This window comes from Antrihabitans stalagmiti, assembly GCF_016482825.1.
GTDB lineage: Bacteria > Actinomycetota > Actinomycetes > Mycobacteriales > Mycobacteriaceae > Antrihabitans > Antrihabitans stalagmiti.
Genome location: NZ_JAEMNV010000006.1, coordinates 182,924 through 201,338, shown reverse-complemented (window position 1 = coordinate 201,338; position 18,415 = coordinate 182,924). Strand labels below are relative to the sequence as shown.

Annotated in this window: 16 protein-coding genes; 4 read left to right on the top strand and 12 right to left on the bottom strand. The window is 60.4% G+C overall.

Translation table 11 applies throughout. The features are described from left to right. Positions 1-445 precede the first annotated feature (445 nt). Positions 446-2,593, top strand: a complete 2,148-nt coding sequence (locus JGU71_RS19325; protein WP_199705914.1) for an AAA family ATPase — start codon at positions 446-448, stop codon at positions 2,591-2,593. A gap of 719 nt (positions 2,594-3,312) precedes the next feature. Here JGU71_RS19325 and JGU71_RS19320 read toward each other — a convergent pair. The 7 genes from JGU71_RS19320 to JGU71_RS19290 form a co-directional block, all read right to left on the bottom strand. Beyond that, positions 3,313-4,107: an SDR family NAD(P)-dependent oxidoreductase gene (locus tag JGU71_RS19320; protein ID WP_199705913.1), complete on the bottom strand. Its 795-nt coding sequence runs from the start codon at positions 4,105-4,107 to the stop codon at positions 3,313-3,315. A 20-nt stretch (positions 4,108-4,127) separates the two neighbouring features. Beyond that, the gene (locus JGU71_RS19315) at positions 4,128-7,346 is read right to left on the bottom strand and encodes a UvrD-helicase domain-containing protein (RefSeq protein ID WP_199705912.1); all 3,219 of its coding nucleotides are present in this window, start codon (positions 7,344-7,346) and stop codon (positions 4,128-4,130) included. Then, the gene (locus tag JGU71_RS19310; protein WP_199705911.1) at positions 7,343-10,150 is read right to left on the bottom strand and encodes a PD-(D/E)XK nuclease family protein; all 2,808 of its coding nucleotides are present in this window, start codon (positions 10,148-10,150) and stop codon (positions 7,343-7,345) included. The genes JGU71_RS19315 and JGU71_RS19310 overlap by 4 nt, the downstream gene beginning before the upstream one ends. Before the next feature lie 97 nt (positions 10,151-10,247). After that, complete coding sequence (locus tag JGU71_RS19305; protein ID WP_233529760.1) at positions 10,248-10,559, bottom strand: VapC50 family PIN domain-containing toxin; 312 nt, start codon at positions 10,557-10,559, stop codon at positions 10,248-10,250. A gap of 44 nt (positions 10,560-10,603) precedes the next feature. Continuing rightward, a complete protein-coding gene (locus JGU71_RS19300; RefSeq protein WP_199705910.1) occupies positions 10,604-11,137 on the bottom strand; it encodes a helix-turn-helix domain-containing protein in 534 nt (177 codons plus the stop codon). Positions 11,138-11,285: 148 nt separating this feature from the next. Continuing rightward, a complete protein-coding gene (locus tag JGU71_RS19295; RefSeq protein WP_199705909.1) occupies positions 11,286-11,606 on the bottom strand; it encodes a DMT family transporter in 321 nt (106 codons plus the stop codon). Next, positions 11,606-11,944 (bottom strand): DMT family transporter, encoded by a 339-nt coding sequence (locus JGU71_RS19290; protein ID WP_199705908.1) that lies wholly within the window; start codon positions 11,942-11,944, stop codon positions 11,606-11,608. Before JGU71_RS19290 ends, JGU71_RS19295 begins: the two co-directional genes overlap by 1 nt. 189 nt (positions 11,945-12,133) lie before the next feature. Here JGU71_RS19290 and JGU71_RS19285 point away from each other — a divergent pair, with 189 nt between their 5' ends. From JGU71_RS19285 to JGU71_RS19275, 3 genes are all read left to right on the top strand, one after another. Beyond that, positions 12,134-13,468, top strand: coding sequence for a Fic family protein (locus JGU71_RS19285; RefSeq protein ID WP_199705907.1), 1,335 nt, complete (start codon positions 12,134-12,136; stop codon positions 13,466-13,468). 25 nt (positions 13,469-13,493) lie between these two features. Next, positions 13,494-14,051, top strand: a complete 558-nt coding sequence (ybiA, locus tag JGU71_RS19280; protein ID WP_199705906.1) for a riboflavin biosynthesis intermediates N-glycosidase — start codon at positions 13,494-13,496, stop codon at positions 14,049-14,051. Positions 14,052-14,113: 62 nt separating this feature from the next. Continuing rightward, positions 14,114-14,758, top strand: a complete 645-nt coding sequence (locus JGU71_RS19275; RefSeq protein ID WP_199705905.1) for a vWA domain-containing protein — start codon at positions 14,114-14,116, stop codon at positions 14,756-14,758. A gap of 3 nt (positions 14,759-14,761) precedes the next feature. Here the strand turns inward: JGU71_RS19275 and JGU71_RS19270 are convergent, their stop codons facing one another. The 5 genes from JGU71_RS19270 to JGU71_RS19250 all read right to left on the bottom strand — a co-directional run bounded on the left by JGU71_RS19270 (position 14,762) and on the right by JGU71_RS19250 (position 17,822). After that, positions 14,762-14,899, bottom strand: coding sequence for a hypothetical protein (locus JGU71_RS19270; protein ID WP_199705904.1), 138 nt, complete (start codon positions 14,897-14,899; stop codon positions 14,762-14,764). After that, complete coding sequence (locus JGU71_RS19265) at positions 14,896-15,126, bottom strand: hypothetical protein (protein ID WP_199705903.1); 231 nt, start codon at positions 15,124-15,126, stop codon at positions 14,896-14,898. The genes JGU71_RS19270 and JGU71_RS19265 overlap by 4 nt, the downstream gene beginning before the upstream one ends. Positions 15,127-15,200: 74 nt before the next feature. Next, complete coding sequence (locus JGU71_RS19260; RefSeq protein ID WP_199705902.1) at positions 15,201-15,449, bottom strand: helix-turn-helix transcriptional regulator; 249 nt, start codon at positions 15,447-15,449, stop codon at positions 15,201-15,203. A 264-nt stretch (positions 15,450-15,713) separates the two neighbouring features. Continuing rightward, positions 15,714-16,106 carry a hypothetical protein gene (locus JGU71_RS19255; RefSeq protein WP_199705901.1) on the bottom strand — a complete coding sequence of 131 codons (393 nt, stop codon included), beginning with the start codon at positions 16,104-16,106 and terminating at the stop codon, positions 15,714-15,716. A gap of 30 nt (positions 16,107-16,136) precedes the next feature. Continuing rightward, positions 16,137-17,822: a Tox-REase-5 domain-containing protein gene (locus tag JGU71_RS19250; RefSeq protein WP_199705900.1), complete on the bottom strand. Its 1,686-nt coding sequence runs from the start codon at positions 17,820-17,822 to the stop codon at positions 16,137-16,139. Between the last annotated feature and the right edge of the window lie 593 nt (positions 17,823-18,415).

Below are 18,415 nucleotides of genomic sequence, written 5' to 3'. Positions count from 1 at the left end.
CTGTGTACGGCGGGCGATCGCCCAATCCTTTTGCGGTAGTACGTAGTAGGGACATTGCGCGCTTCGCCGGAACCTCTCCCTTTGACAGCGTCGGGTCCAAATACCTGCGACAACAGTAGATTTGACTGCGCTTCATAGCGCCTGATCGTGTCTTGTCGGCGGGGACTTTCAGTGTTTCCGCCCTAAGTAGTGAGGATCGCCCGGGCATGGGGGGCGTTTGCCACGCTCGCTGAGCATGGTCCCGTCAAGGCGACGAACGGCCCAATTTCTTCGAAGTCGGTACACCAAGATTTCGCCCATACCGCGCGATGGTACCGTCGTGCAGCTTCTGAACCACCGTGCTCGCCCGGTCGTTTCTCATTTTCCCGGCGGCATGACGACGATATGAGAGTATTCGATTATTGCGCCGCCGCCGGGGCGCCGCTGGACGATGGGCACTCCGCTGATGACCACGCAATCAACGTCAGACTTCGTAATCGAGATCGGGAATTGCAACAGCATTCTAAATGCTACGATAACACTGCAGCGCGCTGGTTTAAATATCAAGTATGGCGCAAACGGTATTGGAAAGAGTACGATCGCTGAGGCCCTCAGCCTGCACGCAGACGGATCGAGCAACCTTGACCAACTCGTGCCGTTCAAATTTCGCGGGGTCCCTGGCTCGCCGACGCCATGCGTGACGGGTGTAGATGAGATCAAAAAGGTGCTTGTTTTCAATGAGGAGTACGTTTCGCAATTTGTATTTCAACGCGAAGAAGTGCTCAAGGATAGTTTTGAGGTATTCATCAACACGGATGAATACAAGCAAGGCCTTGCTCAGATCGACGCTCTTTTCGATTCGCTTCGAGCGACATTCTCCGAGCAGGCTGACCTCGAAGCAGCGGTGTCAGCGTTCAGTTCGCTACGCGATGCTTTCACGCTGACCAGGGCTGGCGCAATAGATAAGAAGAGCCGCGGACTAAAAGCACTCGGCGTGGCGGGGAAAGTCGCGAACGTACCTAATTCGGTGAAGGGCTATAAGCACTTCATCGACAGCGCCGATCCGGCCTCGTGGATCACGTGGCAGTCCAAGGGTAAGGCATATCTAGACATCTCCGACAACTGTCCGTATTGCTCGCGACCAGATATGGACAAGGTTGCAGCAGTAGAAGTCTCCGCGATCTATGAGTCCGCAGCAGTCAAGAACCTGAGCGCTCTCCGACAAACGATTAATCAGTTGGGCGACTACTTCGAAGAGAGCCACCGCGAACAGCTTCTGTCCATGCTCACCTCGCTCAGTGAAATCACCCCAGAGCAGAGCACTTTCCTTGCGGGTCTTCGTAGTCAAGTTGACACGCTACTCGGCAAGCTGACCGAGCTGCGGAGGCTCTCTTATAGCACACTCCGAGATGCGGAGAATGTCGATGAAGTACTCCGTGATCTTAAGATTGACCTGCCTCTGCTCAAAGCGCTCCACTCGGACAAGACTGCTTCGGTGGTTGACCCGATCAACGATAAGCTCGACGAGGTGGCAGGCCGGATCAACGAATTGCGTGCCGAACTTGGGAAGCAGACGAGTCGAGTAGCCGCAATAATCAAGGTGAACCAGGATGCCGTCAATGAGTTCCTACGCTCAGCCGGTTACCGATATAGCGTCAGGATCGAGACGACCCCAGACGCGTACCGGATGATCGTTGAACACGAGGATGCCTCCGGGCATCTCGAAGCTGCCAGTAGTCATCTGAGCTACGGCGAGAAGAATGCCTTCGCCCTAATACTTTTCATGCACCATGTGCGTAAGGTACAGCCCGACTTGGTGGTGCTAGACGATCCTGTTTCAAGCTTCGACAAGACCAAGAAATATGCAATTATCCATCAGTTGTTCCACGGGAAGAGCAGCATTCGGGATTTCACCACTCTAATGCTTACCCACGACATCGAGCCGGTGATAGACATAGTGCTAAATCCAACAGCCGGTCAGTTTTCCATGATGAAGCCGACTGCCCATTTTTTGCAAAATCGTGCGGGGTTGGTTACAGAATCGCTTATCGGCAAGCATCATATATCGACGTTCTCACAGGTGTGCGCGACGAACATCGGGGCATCCTCCGACGACCTCATCAAGTGCATCTACCTTCGACGGCTGTACGAAGTTAATAACGATCTCGGGCTTGAGTACGATATTCTTTCGAGTCTGCTCCATGCACGCGACGTTGCCGGTACCAAAGGATTCGACGGTGTGATCACGCCACTAACCGCTGAGGACTTCAAAGCGGGGATGACCGAAATTCATAAAAGTGTTCCTACCCTGGACTACACACGTGTTGTGAGTGAAATTAAGGACCCGGTTGTTGTGAAGGCCAAGTTCGATGCGACAGACGTCGGATACGAAAAAGTCCAGTTGTTCCGGGCCGCCGTTAACAACAACTGGGCGAATAGAGGCGACGAAGCTTTTCAGAAGTTTGTCAACGAGACTTATCACATCGAGAACGAATATGTGATGCAGCTGAACCCTCGCGAATTCGATGCGGTACCCGACTATATCGTCGCCGAGTGCAAGTCGCGCCTGTACTCGGTGGTCGAGCCAGCCCCGAGCGAGGGTTCCGGTTGCTAGGCCTTACTTTCCTCTCGATGCAGTTGCTTCCACCCGATCAGCCGGCAGCAAGCGAGGCAGTCGCCACCCACCGGCTGGCCGCAAGGTATGCGTCGAGGGAAATCGAATTCGTCTCGACTCGAGTGCATCGCCATCAAGTAAACCACCCCAGCCATCACACCGCCCGCTCCAGACGCACCGAATGCTTGGAGCGCCGTCACCGAAAACAGCGGGATCCAGGAACTCACCTATGTCGAGATTCGCCACACAATCGGCGGCCCGAGCCGCGGCATCCAGTTCGGGGTTCGCATAAGTAGGTTTCGTCGTAGCCATCGCTAGGTATGGACCGATCTACGCGTACCGGACTGCTCCGAAGGCCTCTACCTGCGATCTCGACCAATATTCGATCGTGGACCGCTGATTGTCTTCGCACAGCCGATAGAACAGATCACCAGCCCCTAACTCCGGTGGAAGATCATCGGGCTTGGCGTAGTGACCAAGAATCACCACTCGCTGCCCGCTCCTAGGGCAAGTCGGCGCAACCAACAGCCTAAAATGAAACCCCATGCTCAAGCGCATTTGCACGAATTCACCGATTTTCGAGCGACCGTCTACGGAGGATGGCTGCATATACTCGCAGCGAGTCGAGGTTCAGCAGTATGTGGTACTCGCCAATCCAAATATTGTCGCTCGGTGGTCAACCCGATTTGTTGGTCTTCCGAAACGGTCACCGCCATTGCCTACGGCAAAATCCCATCCACATATCCGCCGTCCACCCGCACGGCCCCACCAGTCGTGGCGGACGCCAACTCCGAAGCCAGATAGACGACCATGTTCGCGATCTCCTCCGGCTCGATCAGGCGCTGGATCAACGACTGCGGCCGATGCAGCCTCATGAACTCTCGCTGCGCGGCATCCCAGTCGAGGGACTTGTCCACCAACTCGTAGACGAAGTCCTCCACCCCACCCGTGTGCGTCGGACCCGCGATCACGGAACTCACCGTGACTCCCGTCCCCGCAGCAACTTTCGCGAACCCCCGCGACACCCCCAGCAACGCCGTCTTGGAAACTCCGTAGTGAATCATCTCCGCCGGGATCACAATCGCCGAGTCACTCGCTATGTATTGCACTCTCCCCCAACCATGTTCAGTCATCCGCGGCAGATACAACCGCGTCAAACGAACTGCCGCAAGCACATTCACCTCGAAGTACTTCCGCCACTCGTCGTCCGTGATCTCGAGCGGATCGGCCGTCCCGAAGATGCCCAGATTGTTGATCAAGATGTCGACATCGGGCAGCAGTTCGACCGCACGATCAGCACCCTCCGCCGTCGACACATCAGCATCGACAAGCACCACATCGGCGCCATCAACCGCAGCCCGCAACTCAGCGGCGGCCTCCTCGACCCTGGCCTTCGTCCGACCATTCAGACCCACCCTCGCGCCAGAAGCCGCCAGCCCCTTCGCAATCGCAAACCCGATCCCCTGCGTCGACCCCGTCACCAACGCCGTCTTGCCACTCAGATCGATCAGCATGCCTGCTCCTTCACTCGCGACTAGCTCGGAACTACCCTTCGCAAAACCTGCGCACCCTTCGGCCGGCAGAACACCAGCACAACGGCGCTCACCCGCTCCCCCGCGACCTGACGCAGCAACGCCGCATACACCGACAACTGCGCCCAATACTGCTCCAAAGTCACCGGCGTCACGCCCACGTCGGTCTTGTAATCGACCACCACCAGCGACCCGTCATCCTCCCGATACACCAGATCGGCGACCCCCTCGACTACGGACCCTCCATCCGGCGACACCCCCGCCAACTGCATCTCCTGCCAATGCTCCCGAGCCACAGCACGTTTCACCGGCTCAGCCTCCACCGCCGACCGCGCCAACTTCTCAAACCGCTTCACATCGACCAACCCCGCCCGCTCCCCCGCCGCCCGCGCAACCGCATCGAACCCCTCACCCAACGCCAGCCCCGTCTCCAACACCGCATGCAACGCAACGCCCAACGCCGCACCACTCTCGACGGACCCTGTTGCTGGCGCGACCACCTCGATCCAGTCCGCGGTGACCAACGCCCGAGCCCGCGAGTACTCCCCTAAAACATCGATGCCCAAAGCCGTACCTTGATGCGCAACGGCGGTCGCCGACACCGACGCCGGGACGGCGGACAGTGCAGCAACAGCGACAGACTCCGCCACCCACTCATCCCACGCGATCAGCTCCGCACTGAACGACGCACCGTCCTCGACGCGTACAGGATCGACCAAAGTCGTTGCACCACAGGGCACCCCAACGACCCCATCGGCAACGATCTTCCCCCACCCATTCCCGAACGGCTGATACCCGGATACCGCCAGAAAACTTTCCGCCCGTGTACACGCGACATACAGCAGCCTGACCCGCTCAGCTTCCGAGTGCGCTCGCTCGACCAATGACACAGATCCGAAATCCAACGACCGCACCGACTTACACAGATTCACATGCATCCGACCATCCAAATCCCACAACACAGGATCAGCCGAATTCCTATATCCGCCACTCATACCCGCCACGATCACCATCGGGAATTGCAATCCCTTTGCAGCGTGCATCGTCATGATGCGGACCGCATTGACACCGATCTCGGGCAACACCGCTTCAGCTACGCGCGCGTTCTCTTCCTCCTGCGTCGCCGCCCAATCGAGGTAATCCCGCAGATCGCCACGATCCTCGCCGTACCAAGCATGCGCCTGATCGATCACAAACCGCAACCGCCGCCACACATCTCGGTGCCTCGGCGAATCCATCGACACCTCGAACACCCGCCGCTCCGTCGCCAACCGACTCAGCAACGCACCCGGACTCATCACACCCAACTCGAACCAGACACCACGCAAGTACCGAAGACCAGCAGCGACGGGCGAACCCTCCAGTCCCGCGGGCGGATCGGCGAACACCGACCACCACCCGCCGGACGCCTTCCACCGCAACAGATCATCGTCACCACACGCGAACAGCGACGTCCGCAACGTCGCCACCAATGCGGCCGAATCAGCAGTGTTGGCCAAAGCCCGGCACGCCGTGAGCAAGTCGTGCACTTCCTGCGTCGAATACACCAGCGACGAAGCCTCGGAACGGAACTCGATCCCCGCCGCATCGAGCGACTTCTCCAGGAACGGCAGGACAGCCCGCGACGGAATCAGGATGCAGATATCGCTCAACGTGACTGGTGTGTGCGAATACTCGCCGTGGGAGCCGCACTCCTTCTGCCAACCCTGAGTCAACGCGGTCGCAATCACCCGCGCAACGTCACGCGCCTCACGAGCCCGCAAAGCCGCAGCGGGAGAAAGCGACTCCTCACCATCCGCCGGCTCATCGACCGCCCCGAAAACGAACGGCGCCGGACCCCACTCCCCCGACTCCCACGACGGCCGCCCCGGCGCCGGATCGAGCGGCGTGTACTCCGCCTGAATACTGTCTTGCGCCACAACAAGATTGCCGAACACCGCATTGACCCAATCGAGCACCGGTCGGGTCGAACGGAAGTTGGTCGTCAGCCGGACGACGTCGTCGGATGCAGTCCGATCCCGCGCAGCCATGTACGACGCGATGTCCGCACGTCGGAAGCGGTAGATCGACTGCTTCGGATCACCAACCGTGAACAACCGGCCCCGCGCACCCGCGACGATCCGCTGCGCAATCTCGAGCTGCAGAGGGTCGGTGTCCTGGAACTCGTCCAATAGAATCCGCTGATACGAACCATGAACAGCCGCAGCGACTCCCGGCACCGCCAACACATCTCGCGCATAGACGAGAAGATCGTGGAACTCGAGCTCACCACTGCGCCGACGCTCGGAAGCTTCGGAGCCGATCACCCGCGACATGTGATGCACGACGATCGCCAACGCCGACGCGACATACCGATTGCGCACATCGAAAGCGAACTCCCGCAGCGCCCTCATCGACCCCTTGATCGCATCGACCCGCGCCTTCGCCCCAACCCAGTTCGCCGCCCTACCGCCGTTGCCAGGACCCGGACATTCCACGACAACGCTGAGCCACGCATCGGTCCCCCGGGCATCGAACAAGTCCTCACGCCACAACCGCAGCAGACCCAGCTGCTGCGCCAACTTGTCCTCGACATCGCGGCAATCGATCATCGCCTGCAACACCGAATCGGCAACGCCCAGAACTTCATCGAGATCTGGCGACACCATCGGCGGAACAGGTCCGACAACGAGTCGGTCCCAATGCCTATCCAGCGAATCAGCCAGGTCGCGGACCTGATCCAGCGACGCACCCGCACTGATCACAACACGCATCGCGTCGGCCAAACCGGGCGGCGCATTCTTCGCATCCGAAAACAGATCCGCCCGCATCCGCCGCCACCGACGCTCGAACGACAGCTGCGAACCCATCGCATCGACTACCGAAATCCGTGGCGGCACGCCGGCTTCCAGCGGATGCTCGCCAACGATCCTGGCAGCGAACGCATGCAGCGTCCCAATGGCGGCAGTATCGACCTGGATCAACGCCGCGTCTCGCACAGGAGAAGCCGCAGCAGCACCCAACGACGCGCGGACCCGCTCGCGCAGCTCGGCAGCCGCCTTCTCGGTGAACGTGATCGCAGCGATCCGATCTAGCTCGATCCCATCGACGAGCACCAGATGGCAGATCCGCTCGACCAGCGAATGTGTTTTACCGCTGCCCGCACCGGCTTCGACGAACAACGTTGACGCTGTATCTGTTTCGATCCGGCGCCGACCGTCCAGGTCGACAAGCTCGCTCATGACCCATCACCCGAATAGATCGCGACGAACTCGGCAAGCTCCGGCACATTCTCCAGCGCAACCCACGCGCGTTCGAGCCCCGGCCGACCCAACAGCTCCAGCAACTCGTCCGTCCAGATCGTCGGTTCGGGCGGCCTCGGCGGGAAGTAGCCCGCCGATATCGCACGATGGACAACCCCGACGCCCTCGCGCAAATCGTCGATCACGGAATCGGTTACGGGATAGCCGATCTCAGCAAACTGACCCTTCGTGCTGACAAACCAATACCGAGCCTCGACAACACCAGCACCCAGAGTCCGCGCGAACAACCCATACACCGGCAGCTGAAAACGCGTCCCTCCGACGGTGGGCGTATCGCCAGTCTGTGCGCGGTAGTACTCGGACTTGCCGGTCTTGTAGTCGGTCACCCGCAGCCGACCGTCACTATGCGTGTCGATGCGATCGACCGCACCCGAGAAGCGAATTCGACCGCCAGGCAGATCGAGCTCGACCTCATCTGGATCCTTACCGAAGCCTCGCTCCGCAAACGCAGGCGTCCATCCTTCGAGGTGCTCGCGATTGTCGTGCGCGTACCACTCGACCAGATCACGCCTGATCACGCCGCTGTCCTTCTCCCACAACTGCGGCAACCAGCCAGGTGCCAGAACCCGAGCATCGCTCAGCACGTCTTCGGCGATGTCGAGCAGCCGATCCAGCGACCGCCGCTCTCCCGCAATGCATTCCTTTACATACTGTTCCAGCACAAGGTGGACCAGATTGCCGCGCGTCAACGGGTCCATCGTGGTGGAGACATCGGGGTCGTCGAGCGTATCGACGCCGAGCAGATTGTGAACGAAGAACCGATACGGACTGACGATCCATTCCTCTAGCCGCGTCGGCGGCACCGGCTTGTCGAAGAACCGCACCAAATCTCTTACACGAGAGAGATTTCCGTTGAATCGCGTGAAGCGCCCGTTCAACCGATCGGATCGCGTCAGCATGCCGTTGCGCACAACGTCGTCGTCGAGCAACGTCTGTCGCTCCGAGGCAGGCACCCCTGCAAGTGCACGCAACCGCCACTCCGTCTCGGTGGCCGTACTCGCGCCGATGCGTTCGTCAGCGTATTGCGCTGCCGCATCGAAGGATTCGATGCACACAACCGTCACCGCGTCGGCCGTATCAGCCTGCCACGACGTCACACCCACCGACTTGCCGGCAAGTGCATCGAGCGTCGGCATCAACCACCGTGACGGCACCTTCTCCGCCCCACCACGCAGACTCCCCCGCGGGAACGTCACCACACGATGCCGCGCACCACCGGCGAGGGTTAGCATCAGTCGGCGACGTTGTTGCTCGATCTCGTCGGCCAACGTTCGTCCCGCGAGTTCGCTTGGCAGCAAAGGATCTTCGCGTCGCGCTGCGGGCACGATGCCTTCGGCGGCACCGATCACGATGCACACGTCGAGGTCCCGACCCACCCCCGCCGCAATGGGACCGACCGACACGCCGGCGCCCAACACCCCGACCTGCTCGTTATGCGTCCGAACCCGCACGGCCATCGCTTCGGCGATCCCGCGTGGCGTCGGTGCTGAAGCAATACCGTCCATCTCACCAAGCCCCGCGGCCATCGTCCGCACCAATGCCAGGTCAACGGCGAACGGCGTATCGAAGTACCTATCGAGCAGTGCCACAAGCTGATCGGACGCGTCCTGCCAACTCGTCACCCCGCTGAGCGACCGCAGATCACGCTGCAACGACGTCACCAGATCCGATAGCGTCGCAGCCGTTCCGGCGTAATAGGCGTCGGGCTCGAGCTCACCCAACCGATCCCAGTCAGAGCCGCCGACAATGGGAACCGCAGTTCGGGTCAGCCGCTCGATCCGGATTTGCGAGAGCCGTTCGCCGTCGACGTCGTTCCACCGCACGGCACGTTCGGACAGGATCGCGAGCAACTCGCGTCGCGGCATCACGTCGGTGTCCAGCTTCAGGATTCGCAACAACGACCGTGCCACAGGACGATCGATCAGCGAGTGACATTGCGGCGCAGCGAACTCCAACCCTGCCCGACCGAAGTGTTCGTGAATCAGTTGCAGGTACGGGTCGTCACCGCCGTAGAAGACGCCGATCCTATGTCCCGGCGTCCCGGCCGACAGATACGAGCGCACCAACCGCGCAACCGACCGCACCTCGTCGTCCGCATCGGACGCATGTACAACCATCGTGCCGAACACGTCACCCTCGTCGGCAATCGTCTCGCCCACAGCGCGCAGCTCGGCAACAAAAGCGGCTGCAGCAGAATCGGATTCACCCGGTAAAAACGCAACGACCGACCCGAGCTGCCCCAACCGCCCGAGAGCCGTGGAATACGCCTCCCACTGCTGGAAGTAGCGCGCCGAGTGTGCCCGCGTGGCGATGCGATGAATCCTGATTAGGTCCGCCACCATCGGCGACGCGTCCGCCAAGACGGGATCGGCAAACGACGACAACGTCCACGACGCACCCGCAAGCGCCTGCGCGGTGACCGGCTGATCCGCGACCTCGGCAAACACACCAGGCTCATCACAGAGCACACGCTGGATCGCGGCTTCGAGCAACGGATATGGCAACGGCAGTCGTGGCAACAACGCCGGACCCGCCAGTCGTTCGACGACCTGCCCCACCGTCAGCACCCGAGTATTCGCGACGCCGTCGCGCCGCGCGAGGTAGTGCAACACGTCCCGACCTGCGCCAACGCTGGGTACGACAACCGTCACTGCGGTGAGCGGCGACCCAGCTTTCGCTCGACCGACGGCGTCGGCCAATCGCTCGTACACCCCGCTACTCATCCCGGCATCATCGTCCAACCTACCGACACCGGTGGCGTCGGGTCACCGCGTCCCGCCGCGCCCGCGCTCATTCGGTACGGGACCGCGCAGACTCCGGTCACGCAATGTTGCGGATCATTTCGACAGCTTCGGTCATGCTGTAGCGGTTTTCGAGAATAGCTAGCAGTTCGTAGACTGTGTGTGGTGGATTGCTGTACCGCGCGGCCATTTCTCGAAGCGCTTGAAGTGCGCCATCCGGGGAGACCGCGACGGTATCGGCCGCGAACGCTGCAGCCGTGATGACGTGAATATGGCCGGGAATCTTGGCAGCGGGAAGGTCACCAACATTGTCGCTGACTATGGCACCAGCGCCACCGACGACCGCCGCAGCGAAAAGATGTGCAGAAAGTCGCGCTGCAGGCTCGGCCATAAGACGCATGTATCCAGCACGACAGCGAACATGCGGCGATTGTGTCAGGCTTTTGCTGCCTGGCGACGACGCGCGACTGCTTCTCGTGCCTCGCGTAGCTGTTCGCGGATGGTCGCTGGGTCGTCCTCGGTGTCGATGTCGACGGAGGTCTCCGCGAGGGCATCGTATTGGCGCTGCCGGCGCGCATCGCGATAGACGAGCACGTTGTCCAGCAGTATCCGGTGGCGATTTCCGACTCGCTCAGCCGGGAGGTGACCTTCCGTGATTAGTCGAACGACGGTCGGGCGACTGACGCCGAGCAGGTCCGCGGCCTGCTGGGTGGTCAGCGTCATGCTTTGGGGGGCAACGGTAACCGCTTTTCCGGCCAGCAATGCCGTCACAACCTGCGTCAGAACCTGATGAACTGCTTGCGGCAGCTCTATGCGTTCATGTTCCCCGGTACCGACGAGGGCGTATGACGGCGTCGCTGTCATGCCCCTTTGCCCATGGGCCTCGAGGAAGCTCAGCACTGGGGCCAGTTCTTCGAGGTGCTCCGGCAGGAAGGTCCTGGTCTCAAGTGCCTGCGTTTGGGCGCTCATCGTTATCCTCACCAGTCCGGACAGAAGAACGAAGCGAAATAGATTTCGCAACGTTCGAATAGTGTCGCACATTAGCGCAACTAAGTCGAGACTCGTACGGGCGGCAGGTCGGTCCGTCACACAGGCTTTCGCCAACGGAAACGCGGCGTCAGTGCGTGCTTCCGAGCTCGACCAGCAGCACCCCACCTGCTATGAGCGCGATTCCACCCGCCATGAGCACCGTGAACGGCTCGTCGAAGATGAATTTGCTGAGCACCGCCGTCAATGCGACGCCGACCGCCGCCCAGATCCCGTAGGCGACGCCGAGCGCCAGGCCTTCACTCAAAGCGAGCGACAGCAGCACAAACGCAAGCAGATAACCAACGCCAACCAGGAAGTACCAAAGCTTGCGTCCACTCACGGCCGCGCGCAGTGACAACGTGCCGGCAACTTCGCTGACGATCGCGCCGACCAGAAAGAGCCAGGCCATCAGCTGCTGACCTCTTGAGCCTTCTGGGATCCGATCTCGACGCACAACACCCCGCCGATGATCAGGACCAACCCGATGCCCATCACAGTCGTGAGTGGTTCGCCGAAAATGATGGCCGACATGATCGCCGTCAATGCGACGCCGAGCGCACCCCAGATCCCGTACGCGACGCCAAGCGGAAGCCCCGCTTTGAGCACGAACGAGAGCAGAACGAACGACGCGATGTAGCCGGTGGCGACGACCACGTACCAGGCCGGTTGGTCGAGGGCAGCTTTCAACGAGAGCGATGCCGTCACCTCGCTCACGATCGCGCAGCCGAGCAGAGCCCACTTCGTCATGTCATTTCTCCCTGACCGGTCACCAAGATGGTCGTTGGCACGATTGTTCTCCACCGCCCCGTGACAGCTGCCCAATGGTTAGCCATAGCGGCTCTCGGCGAACATCAACTCCAACCCAAAGTTGGAGTTAACTTGGAGACGTTAACTTCAACTCCAACTTCTACGTGCAGTTGGAGTAGAGTGGCAGCAATGAAGGTGCCCGCACCACCGCCCAACTGGCGCGAACTCTCCGCCGAGATGCAGCGAACACCCGAGAGGCTCATCTCGCTGGTGAAGGTCGCCTACGAGACATCAGATGATTACGCCCCATGGGACAAGGTGCGATACCGCAAAGCTCCTGACGGACTAACAGCGGAGGACTGGTGGTTCGCGCTTCGACTCAAGCGATTGTCGGCGGCGCGCACGCTACCGCTGCGCGATGTCGAAGGTGCACCATTCACCTACGCCCTACCTGACGAAGTACTGCGCCTATGCGACGAGATCGGCAGTCGCGCAAGTGGATTCATCGCTGCGCCGGAACCTGTCACAAACCCTGCGACTCGCGATCGCTACCTCGTCAACTCGCTCATCGAAGAGGCAATTACATCAAGTCAGTTGGAAGGCGCCGCAACTACACGGTCGGTCGCCAAGGACATGCTCAGGACCGGCCGATCACCGCGAAACCGCAGTGAATTGATGATTGCAAACAACTATCGCGCGATGCGCCGTGTTGTCGAACTTCGCGAGTCGGACTTCACGCCGGAGGCGATCCTCGAGCTTCATCGCATTGTCACGGACGGCACTCTCGACTCACCTGACGCCGCGGGACGGATGCAATCCAATCCGGATCCTGCTGACCGCGTCTCGGTCTTGGGTGACGACGATCAAGTTCTGCATCGTCCGCCGCCAGTATCCGAGCTGCCGCGGCGGCTGATTGAGCTGTGCCGCTTCGCAAACGGACAAGCAACCGCCGGCTGGATGCATCCCGTTCTGCGTGCGCTGACGATTCACTTCATGGCGGGATACGACCACTACTTCGAGGACGGCAACGGCCGCACTGCACGCGCTCTCTTCTACTGGAGCATGTTGAAGCAGGGCTATTGGCTGACGGAATTCCTCACTGTGTCAACGATTCTCAAGAAAGCACCGGGTCAGTACGCTCGATCCTTTCTGTACTCCGAGCAAGACGGCGGCGACCTGACCTACTTCTTCATCTACCACCTCAACGTCATCAAACGAGCACTCGACGATCTCGACGTCTACTTGGCAGCCAAAGTCTCGGAGCTCAGACGCACTCGTTCGCTGCTTTCGGATGCGTCAGGTTTCAATCATCGCCAGATTGCCCTGCTGGAGTTGGCTGTCAAGGATCCCGATGCGACGTTCACCGCCCAGTCACACGCGGACAGCCACGGCATCAGCGGCGAGCGTGCACGACAGGACCTAATGGCGCTGGAGGCTCGCGGCCTGCTCAGCCGCACAAAAAACGGACGAAAGTTCGTATGGATCCCGGCCGCCGACATTGCCACCCGCCTCGCGCAAACCTGATACCAGCGCCCCGTAACCTTGCCTGATGGTCGATCCGAGTAGTGACTACCGCGAACTCTGCGATGCCGAAGCCGAGGGCGTCCCACTCGTCATGGTGCCGTTCTTGAATGCAAAGCCGTCGGAGACGGGTGTCGTCGGGCCAGAGTGCTTGAGCCAGTGGTACATCTCCAACTTCACCCTCGACGACCACAACTTCACCTCCGCCGAGCAATACATGATGTGGCAGAAGGCAACTACGTTCGGCGACGAGGACAAGGCCGAGATCATCCTCGGCGCGAAGAACCCGTCGAAGATCAAGAAGCTCGGGCGCAAAGTCACCGGCTACGACGCCGACGAGTGGACGCGCATCAGCGTCGACGTCGTCTACAAGGCCAACCTCGCCAAGTTCAGCCAGGTCGGCGCGCTCGGCGATTACCTGACGTCGACGGGCAAGAACGTCCTCGTCGAGGCGAGCCCTACCGATTCCATTTGGGGCGCAGGCATTGCCGCTGACGACGAACGACTCGCGACGCCATCGCAATGGCCCGGCCAGAATCGTCTCGGCTTCGTACTTATGCGCGTGCGGGACGAACTCCTCAAATAGGTGGCAGTCGGCTCGGCGCGCAGGCACTGTGGAGATACAAGCCCAACGCCAAGGAGCCGCAGATGACGAACCCCGACCTCACCCTTATTGCCGTCCTCCTGGACCGTTCCGGCTCGATGCATTCGATCAAAGGCGACACCCAGGGCGGCTTCGACGCCTACATCGCGAAGCAGCGTGAACAGCCCGGCTCGGTGACGGTGACGCTCGCGCAGTTCGACGATCACTACGAGCGCGTGTACTCCAACGTCCCGATCGCGGACGTCCCGCCGCTCGATCTGCAGCCGCGTGGCGTGACGGCGTTGTACGACGGAATCGGCCGTCTCACAACCGAAATCGGCGAGGAGCTCGCCGCGAAGCCGGAGCACGAGCGGCCGGGTCAGGTGATCGTCGTCGTCCTCACCGACGGTCACGAAAACGCCAGCAAGGACTGGACGCATCACGCCGTCAAAGAGGTGATCACCAGGCAGGAAAGCGAATTCGCTTGGGACTACCTGTTCCTCGGCGCGAACATCGATGCGGTCGCGATCGGTGAGCAGATGGGCTTCAAATCGACCAACTCAATCACCTACGCGGCGTCGCCTGCGGGCGTGACGAACGCCTTTGCCGCGGCAGCGAGCTACACCAGTCGCAAGCGAGCTGCAGCTCCGGGCGCGAAGGTCGAAGGCTTCTCCGACGCCGACCGCGCGGGGGCGATGGATGGGAAGTAGCGCCTAGCTCTGCAGCTCATCCACTCTGTGCAACAACAGCTCTCGCAAACGCGACGTGTCCTTGTCGGCAAAGCCGATGTCGTCCACCTTCTCGGCGCCGGCAAGGACACCGCTGCAGACCTGGTCCAGCATCCGTGTCAACGCTCGCTCCGTAGGCCGAGCCGACGAGCAGATTCGACGAAGTGCCGACGTGTCCGCTTGTTCGCCCGACCGTAGAAGTCGAGCGCCATCGGATCCCGCCAGAACACCGAGAAGTACTTGCCATGCAGATCGCCGTTGCCGATTGCATACGAATACACAACGAGGCGAAGGACATCGAGCGTCGCAGCGCGTGCCGATCCGTCACCGCGCTCACACACCGAACTCAATGCACCGACGATCTCCTCGGTCTTGATTCAGTATTTAGCGGCGGGATACACCGCGTTGAGCCTGTCGGCGGCGGTCATGCCGACACCGCCTTGCCGGCTCTGGTGATGGGGACGAGGTCGCAACCAAGCGCCTCCGCGATCGCTGAAACGACATCGAGTTGGATTGTGCGCTTGCCAGCTTCGATCGCCTGAACGCTGGACCGCGAAACGCCTGCAAGGTCCGCGAGCTCTGTCTGGGTCAGGCTAAGCTGGTGACGACGCGCGACGAATCGGTCGGCGAGGGCGTCAGAAGTAGTTCGCGACCTGCGGCGGGGGTTGGACATGGCACCCTTCCTAAGCCTACGAATGCGTGCTCAAGCACCGGCGCGAGGCACAATCCTATAAGCGTCCAGCCTTATGCACGCGTACGCAAACTTAGTTGCCTTGGTCGGCCGAAGAGCGACGTTGACCTACACAAGCTAGAGAGAACCTCTGCCCGGAAACCAGGCCGTATTCTTGATGAGCGAACGCACCGTCCGGACCTGCCGAGCAGAGATGACAGTGGGTTCTGTCCGTCCTTCAGCATTACCGTTGTGCGGTCAACTGAACTACTGCTCGGCAAGGTACGCGTCGATATCTTGCCAACGCTCAATCACCGTAGTCGGCTGCAGACTCCCAGGCACGTACTCAGATTGAGCGGGATTCGTCGTAAGGACCCCCTCGAAGCTCGACGAAAATAGCGTCGCGCCGGTTCGAGAGAGCGCATCGAACAACAGTTGCGTCATCCGGTCGCTAGCTAGCGGACGTGGAAAGTCCAGGCTCATCCCGCCGCGGAGAACGTCTACTTCCGACGTTTCATTTCCATCGTGAAAAATGTAACTGTCAGGTGTGTCGGTTGGCTCTAGCGAGTAGTCACCTATGAGTGCCGTGACAACGTCGCTGCTGAGCTTGACAACCGTCTCCTCCGGACCAAATTTGCAAATTGTGAAGCTAAAGCTCATCGTTGCGCCTCTCGGACAAGATCGACCAACTCATGGGTTTGGGGGAACGAATACAATCGTTACTCCGCGAATGCCTTCTGCCTCGAACAACTGACGGATAGCGTTTGCGGCAAACTCTTCGGCGATGTGCCATTCAATTGGACGGCCATCTGCGGCCTTGACCTGATTTCTCGCTTCCGTTAGGAGCTTGTCGTAATTGCCGCTGTTCTTGTACCATCCCTGCGGCCGATATTGTCCGTCCGGACCCAACTCGAAGAAGGTGCTGTAGCCCAACCCTTTGGCGTCGAGGAGGACGCCACCGCCGTATCCATCGAACTTCACGCCGTTGACTTCATACTCGACGCCCGCCGGGAGCCCGCTGATCTGGCTTTGATAGACCGCCGCGCGTTTGCTTTGTCCGTGGTTGGTCGGCACCCATTCGCCGATCTTCTGAGCCTCCGTAACTGCTCGCAGGGCATCGCCGTTCGCTGCAATAATCCGCAGTATCTGCTCGATATGCTCCGGAAACATGGCACGAGCCGTTGTTCGAACGGTGACGGCTGTTGTATGGCTCCGTCCGTCACGTGGCACCGAGTAGGTGACCGGACAGCTGGTGGACGATGACCCGTTCGGCGGCATCACTACTTGTTGGCTGCATGACCCCACGGGGGCGCCGTCCAAGGTGAAGTTGAAATCAACGGTCGCGTAGATCGACTTTGGATTGTCGGCGGCGCCCGCGATCGTATTTGAGATTGTGGCGTTGGCGACACATGATGTCGGACCGCATGGAGCCAACTCGACTTGTCCCTGTGTTTCAAACGCAACGTCGCTGTCCACCGATGTAACGAGATCGGTTCGGCCGTGGCGTTCCATTTCGCCAAACAATTCGCGAGTCTGCTCAGGCGTCAGGTTTGATGTGTTCAGATCTGATGTCCCGAGCGATCTTTTGGGTGATTTTTGATGATCAATCTCGATGCGAGTGATCTTTCCGGATCGGGCAGGCGGCGGAGGTAGCGGTGGCGGTGCTGGCGCGCCGGGGTCCTTGTCGAACATTGCGGGCCGCACAGGACCCGGCGATGAATTGGAGGGCGGCGTTGATGCCCCCGGTGGCACGGGTGCCAGAGAATGTGGCGGCCGAACCGGAGACGATGGCACAGGCGAAGCTGGCGAAGGTGTTGGTTCGGTCGCCGAGGAACCGCTCTCAATAGCGACATAGGTTGTGTAGTTGCCGCTGGTTATCGGGAGTGACCGTAGGCCGTCAACATCGGTAGGCTCGCCGATCGTTAGCGGTTCGCCGGTTTCCTCATTGGGGTCGAGGGCGAGCGCGAGTTTGGATGGCGCAAGGTCGGTCGTGAAGTCGAGGCCGAATAGGTCCGATGGGATCTTCGCCCACTGCTCGCTAAGTGTCTTTGCGTCGCTGGGAAGTTTTCCAACGTATCGCCAGAACGGTTCGGGTGCGCGTAGAAATGACTCGCCGTCGACTCCGAGGTACTGCATATCGAGGCCATCGAGGGTGATCGTCCCCATGCCGAGTCCAGCGCTCGATATTTGCAGATCGATACTTACTGTGGTGTCGCCGGAAGGCGTGCTTACCGTGCCGACGAAGCGTTGGCCCGGCGCTTGAGCCATATCGACCTGCGCAAGGATCAACTGCTCGCGCGCAATCGATTCGCGAGACTGGGTCGGGGAGCCATCAACTATCAGCGGCGGTGTGGCAACCGCTACTGCACCAATCAATAGACAGATCGCTAGAATCGTCGCTGCTATTCGCCAGCGCCTACTCGGAAGCTGCTTTCGGACCTTTGGCCCCCAGGTATAACTGCCCGCAGGCACGCCAGTTTCAGCTGTGTTCCCCCACCCCGCCATGGGTGGAGAGTACATAACGTCAACCGAGATCGCTCTTTCAGAGTCGCCAAAGATCGCAGGTGGACGTAATCGTTGCCGGGTTGGCTTCGCCGAACACCGCCGTTCCAGCGTGGTTTCGAGTTGCCGTGCAAAGGAGGCCGTGGAAAAGGAAAAGTCGTTCACCGTCGTCAGAGAGTGACCGTCTGCACTTGCGGCAGCTCCGTCACCCGCTTCCCGTGCGCAGCCGGCAAAGACTCCGACCAACACGACCGTCGAGGCAGCGATCCGCACTGCCTGCCTACGCGGTTCTCGACCACTGGCGTCCCGCTGCGCCCACTCTAAGCTTCCGAACGCACGCTTTACGCAGTCTGTGCCGAAGTGGTTGGCGAAGCGTCATCAGCGTAACTATAAATTCGTTCGCGCTATTTATAGTTTTCTGCGGAAAGCTATAACGGCCGCTGCGGTCGGCCGACCGTGCCACAGCG

What these genes read in the sequence shown, in the direction of transcription:
- JGU71_RS19320 (WP_199705913.1), bottom strand. Translation starts at nt 4,107, where the DNA reads ATGCTGATCGATCTGAGTGGCAAGACGGCGTTGGTGACGGGGTCGACG.
- JGU71_RS19305 (WP_233529760.1), bottom strand. Translation starts at nt 10,559, where the DNA reads ATGGCCGAGCCTGCAGCGCGACTTTCTGCACATCTTTTCGCTGCGGCG.
- JGU71_RS19260 (WP_199705902.1), bottom strand. Translation starts at nt 15,449, where the DNA reads ATGTCCAACCCCCGCCGCAGGTCGCGAACTACTTCTGACGCCCTCGCC.
- JGU71_RS19300 (WP_199705910.1), bottom strand. Translation starts at nt 11,137, where the DNA reads ATGAGCGCCCAAACGCAGGCACTTGAGACCAGGACCTTCCTGCCGGAG.
- JGU71_RS19275 (WP_199705905.1), top strand. Translation starts at nt 14,114, where the DNA reads ATGACGAACCCCGACCTCACCCTTATTGCCGTCCTCCTGGACCGTTCC.
- JGU71_RS19315 (WP_199705912.1), bottom strand. Translation starts at nt 7,346, where the DNA reads ATGAGCGAGCTTGTCGACCTGGACGGTCGGCGCCGGATCGAAACAGAT.
- JGU71_RS19255 (WP_199705901.1), bottom strand. Translation starts at nt 16,106, where the DNA reads ATGAGCTTTAGCTTCACAATTTGCAAATTTGGTCCGGAGGAGACGGTT.
- JGU71_RS19285 (WP_199705907.1), top strand. Translation starts at nt 12,134, where the DNA reads ATGAAGGTGCCCGCACCACCGCCCAACTGGCGCGAACTCTCCGCCGAG.
- JGU71_RS19310 (WP_199705911.1), bottom strand. Translation starts at nt 10,150, where the DNA reads ATGAGTAGCGGGGTGTACGAGCGATTGGCCGACGCCGTCGGTCGAGCG.
- JGU71_RS19290 (WP_199705908.1), bottom strand. Translation starts at nt 11,944, where the DNA reads ATGACGAAGTGGGCTCTGCTCGGCTGCGCGATCGTGAGCGAGGTGACG.
- JGU71_RS19325 (WP_199705914.1), top strand. Translation starts at nt 446, where the DNA reads ATGACCACGCAATCAACGTCAGACTTCGTAATCGAGATCGGGAATTGC.
- ybiA (WP_199705906.1), top strand. Translation starts at nt 13,494, where the DNA reads ATGGTCGATCCGAGTAGTGACTACCGCGAACTCTGCGATGCCGAAGCC.
- JGU71_RS19295 (WP_199705909.1), bottom strand. Translation starts at nt 11,606, where the DNA reads ATGGCCTGGCTCTTTCTGGTCGGCGCGATCGTCAGCGAAGTTGCCGGC.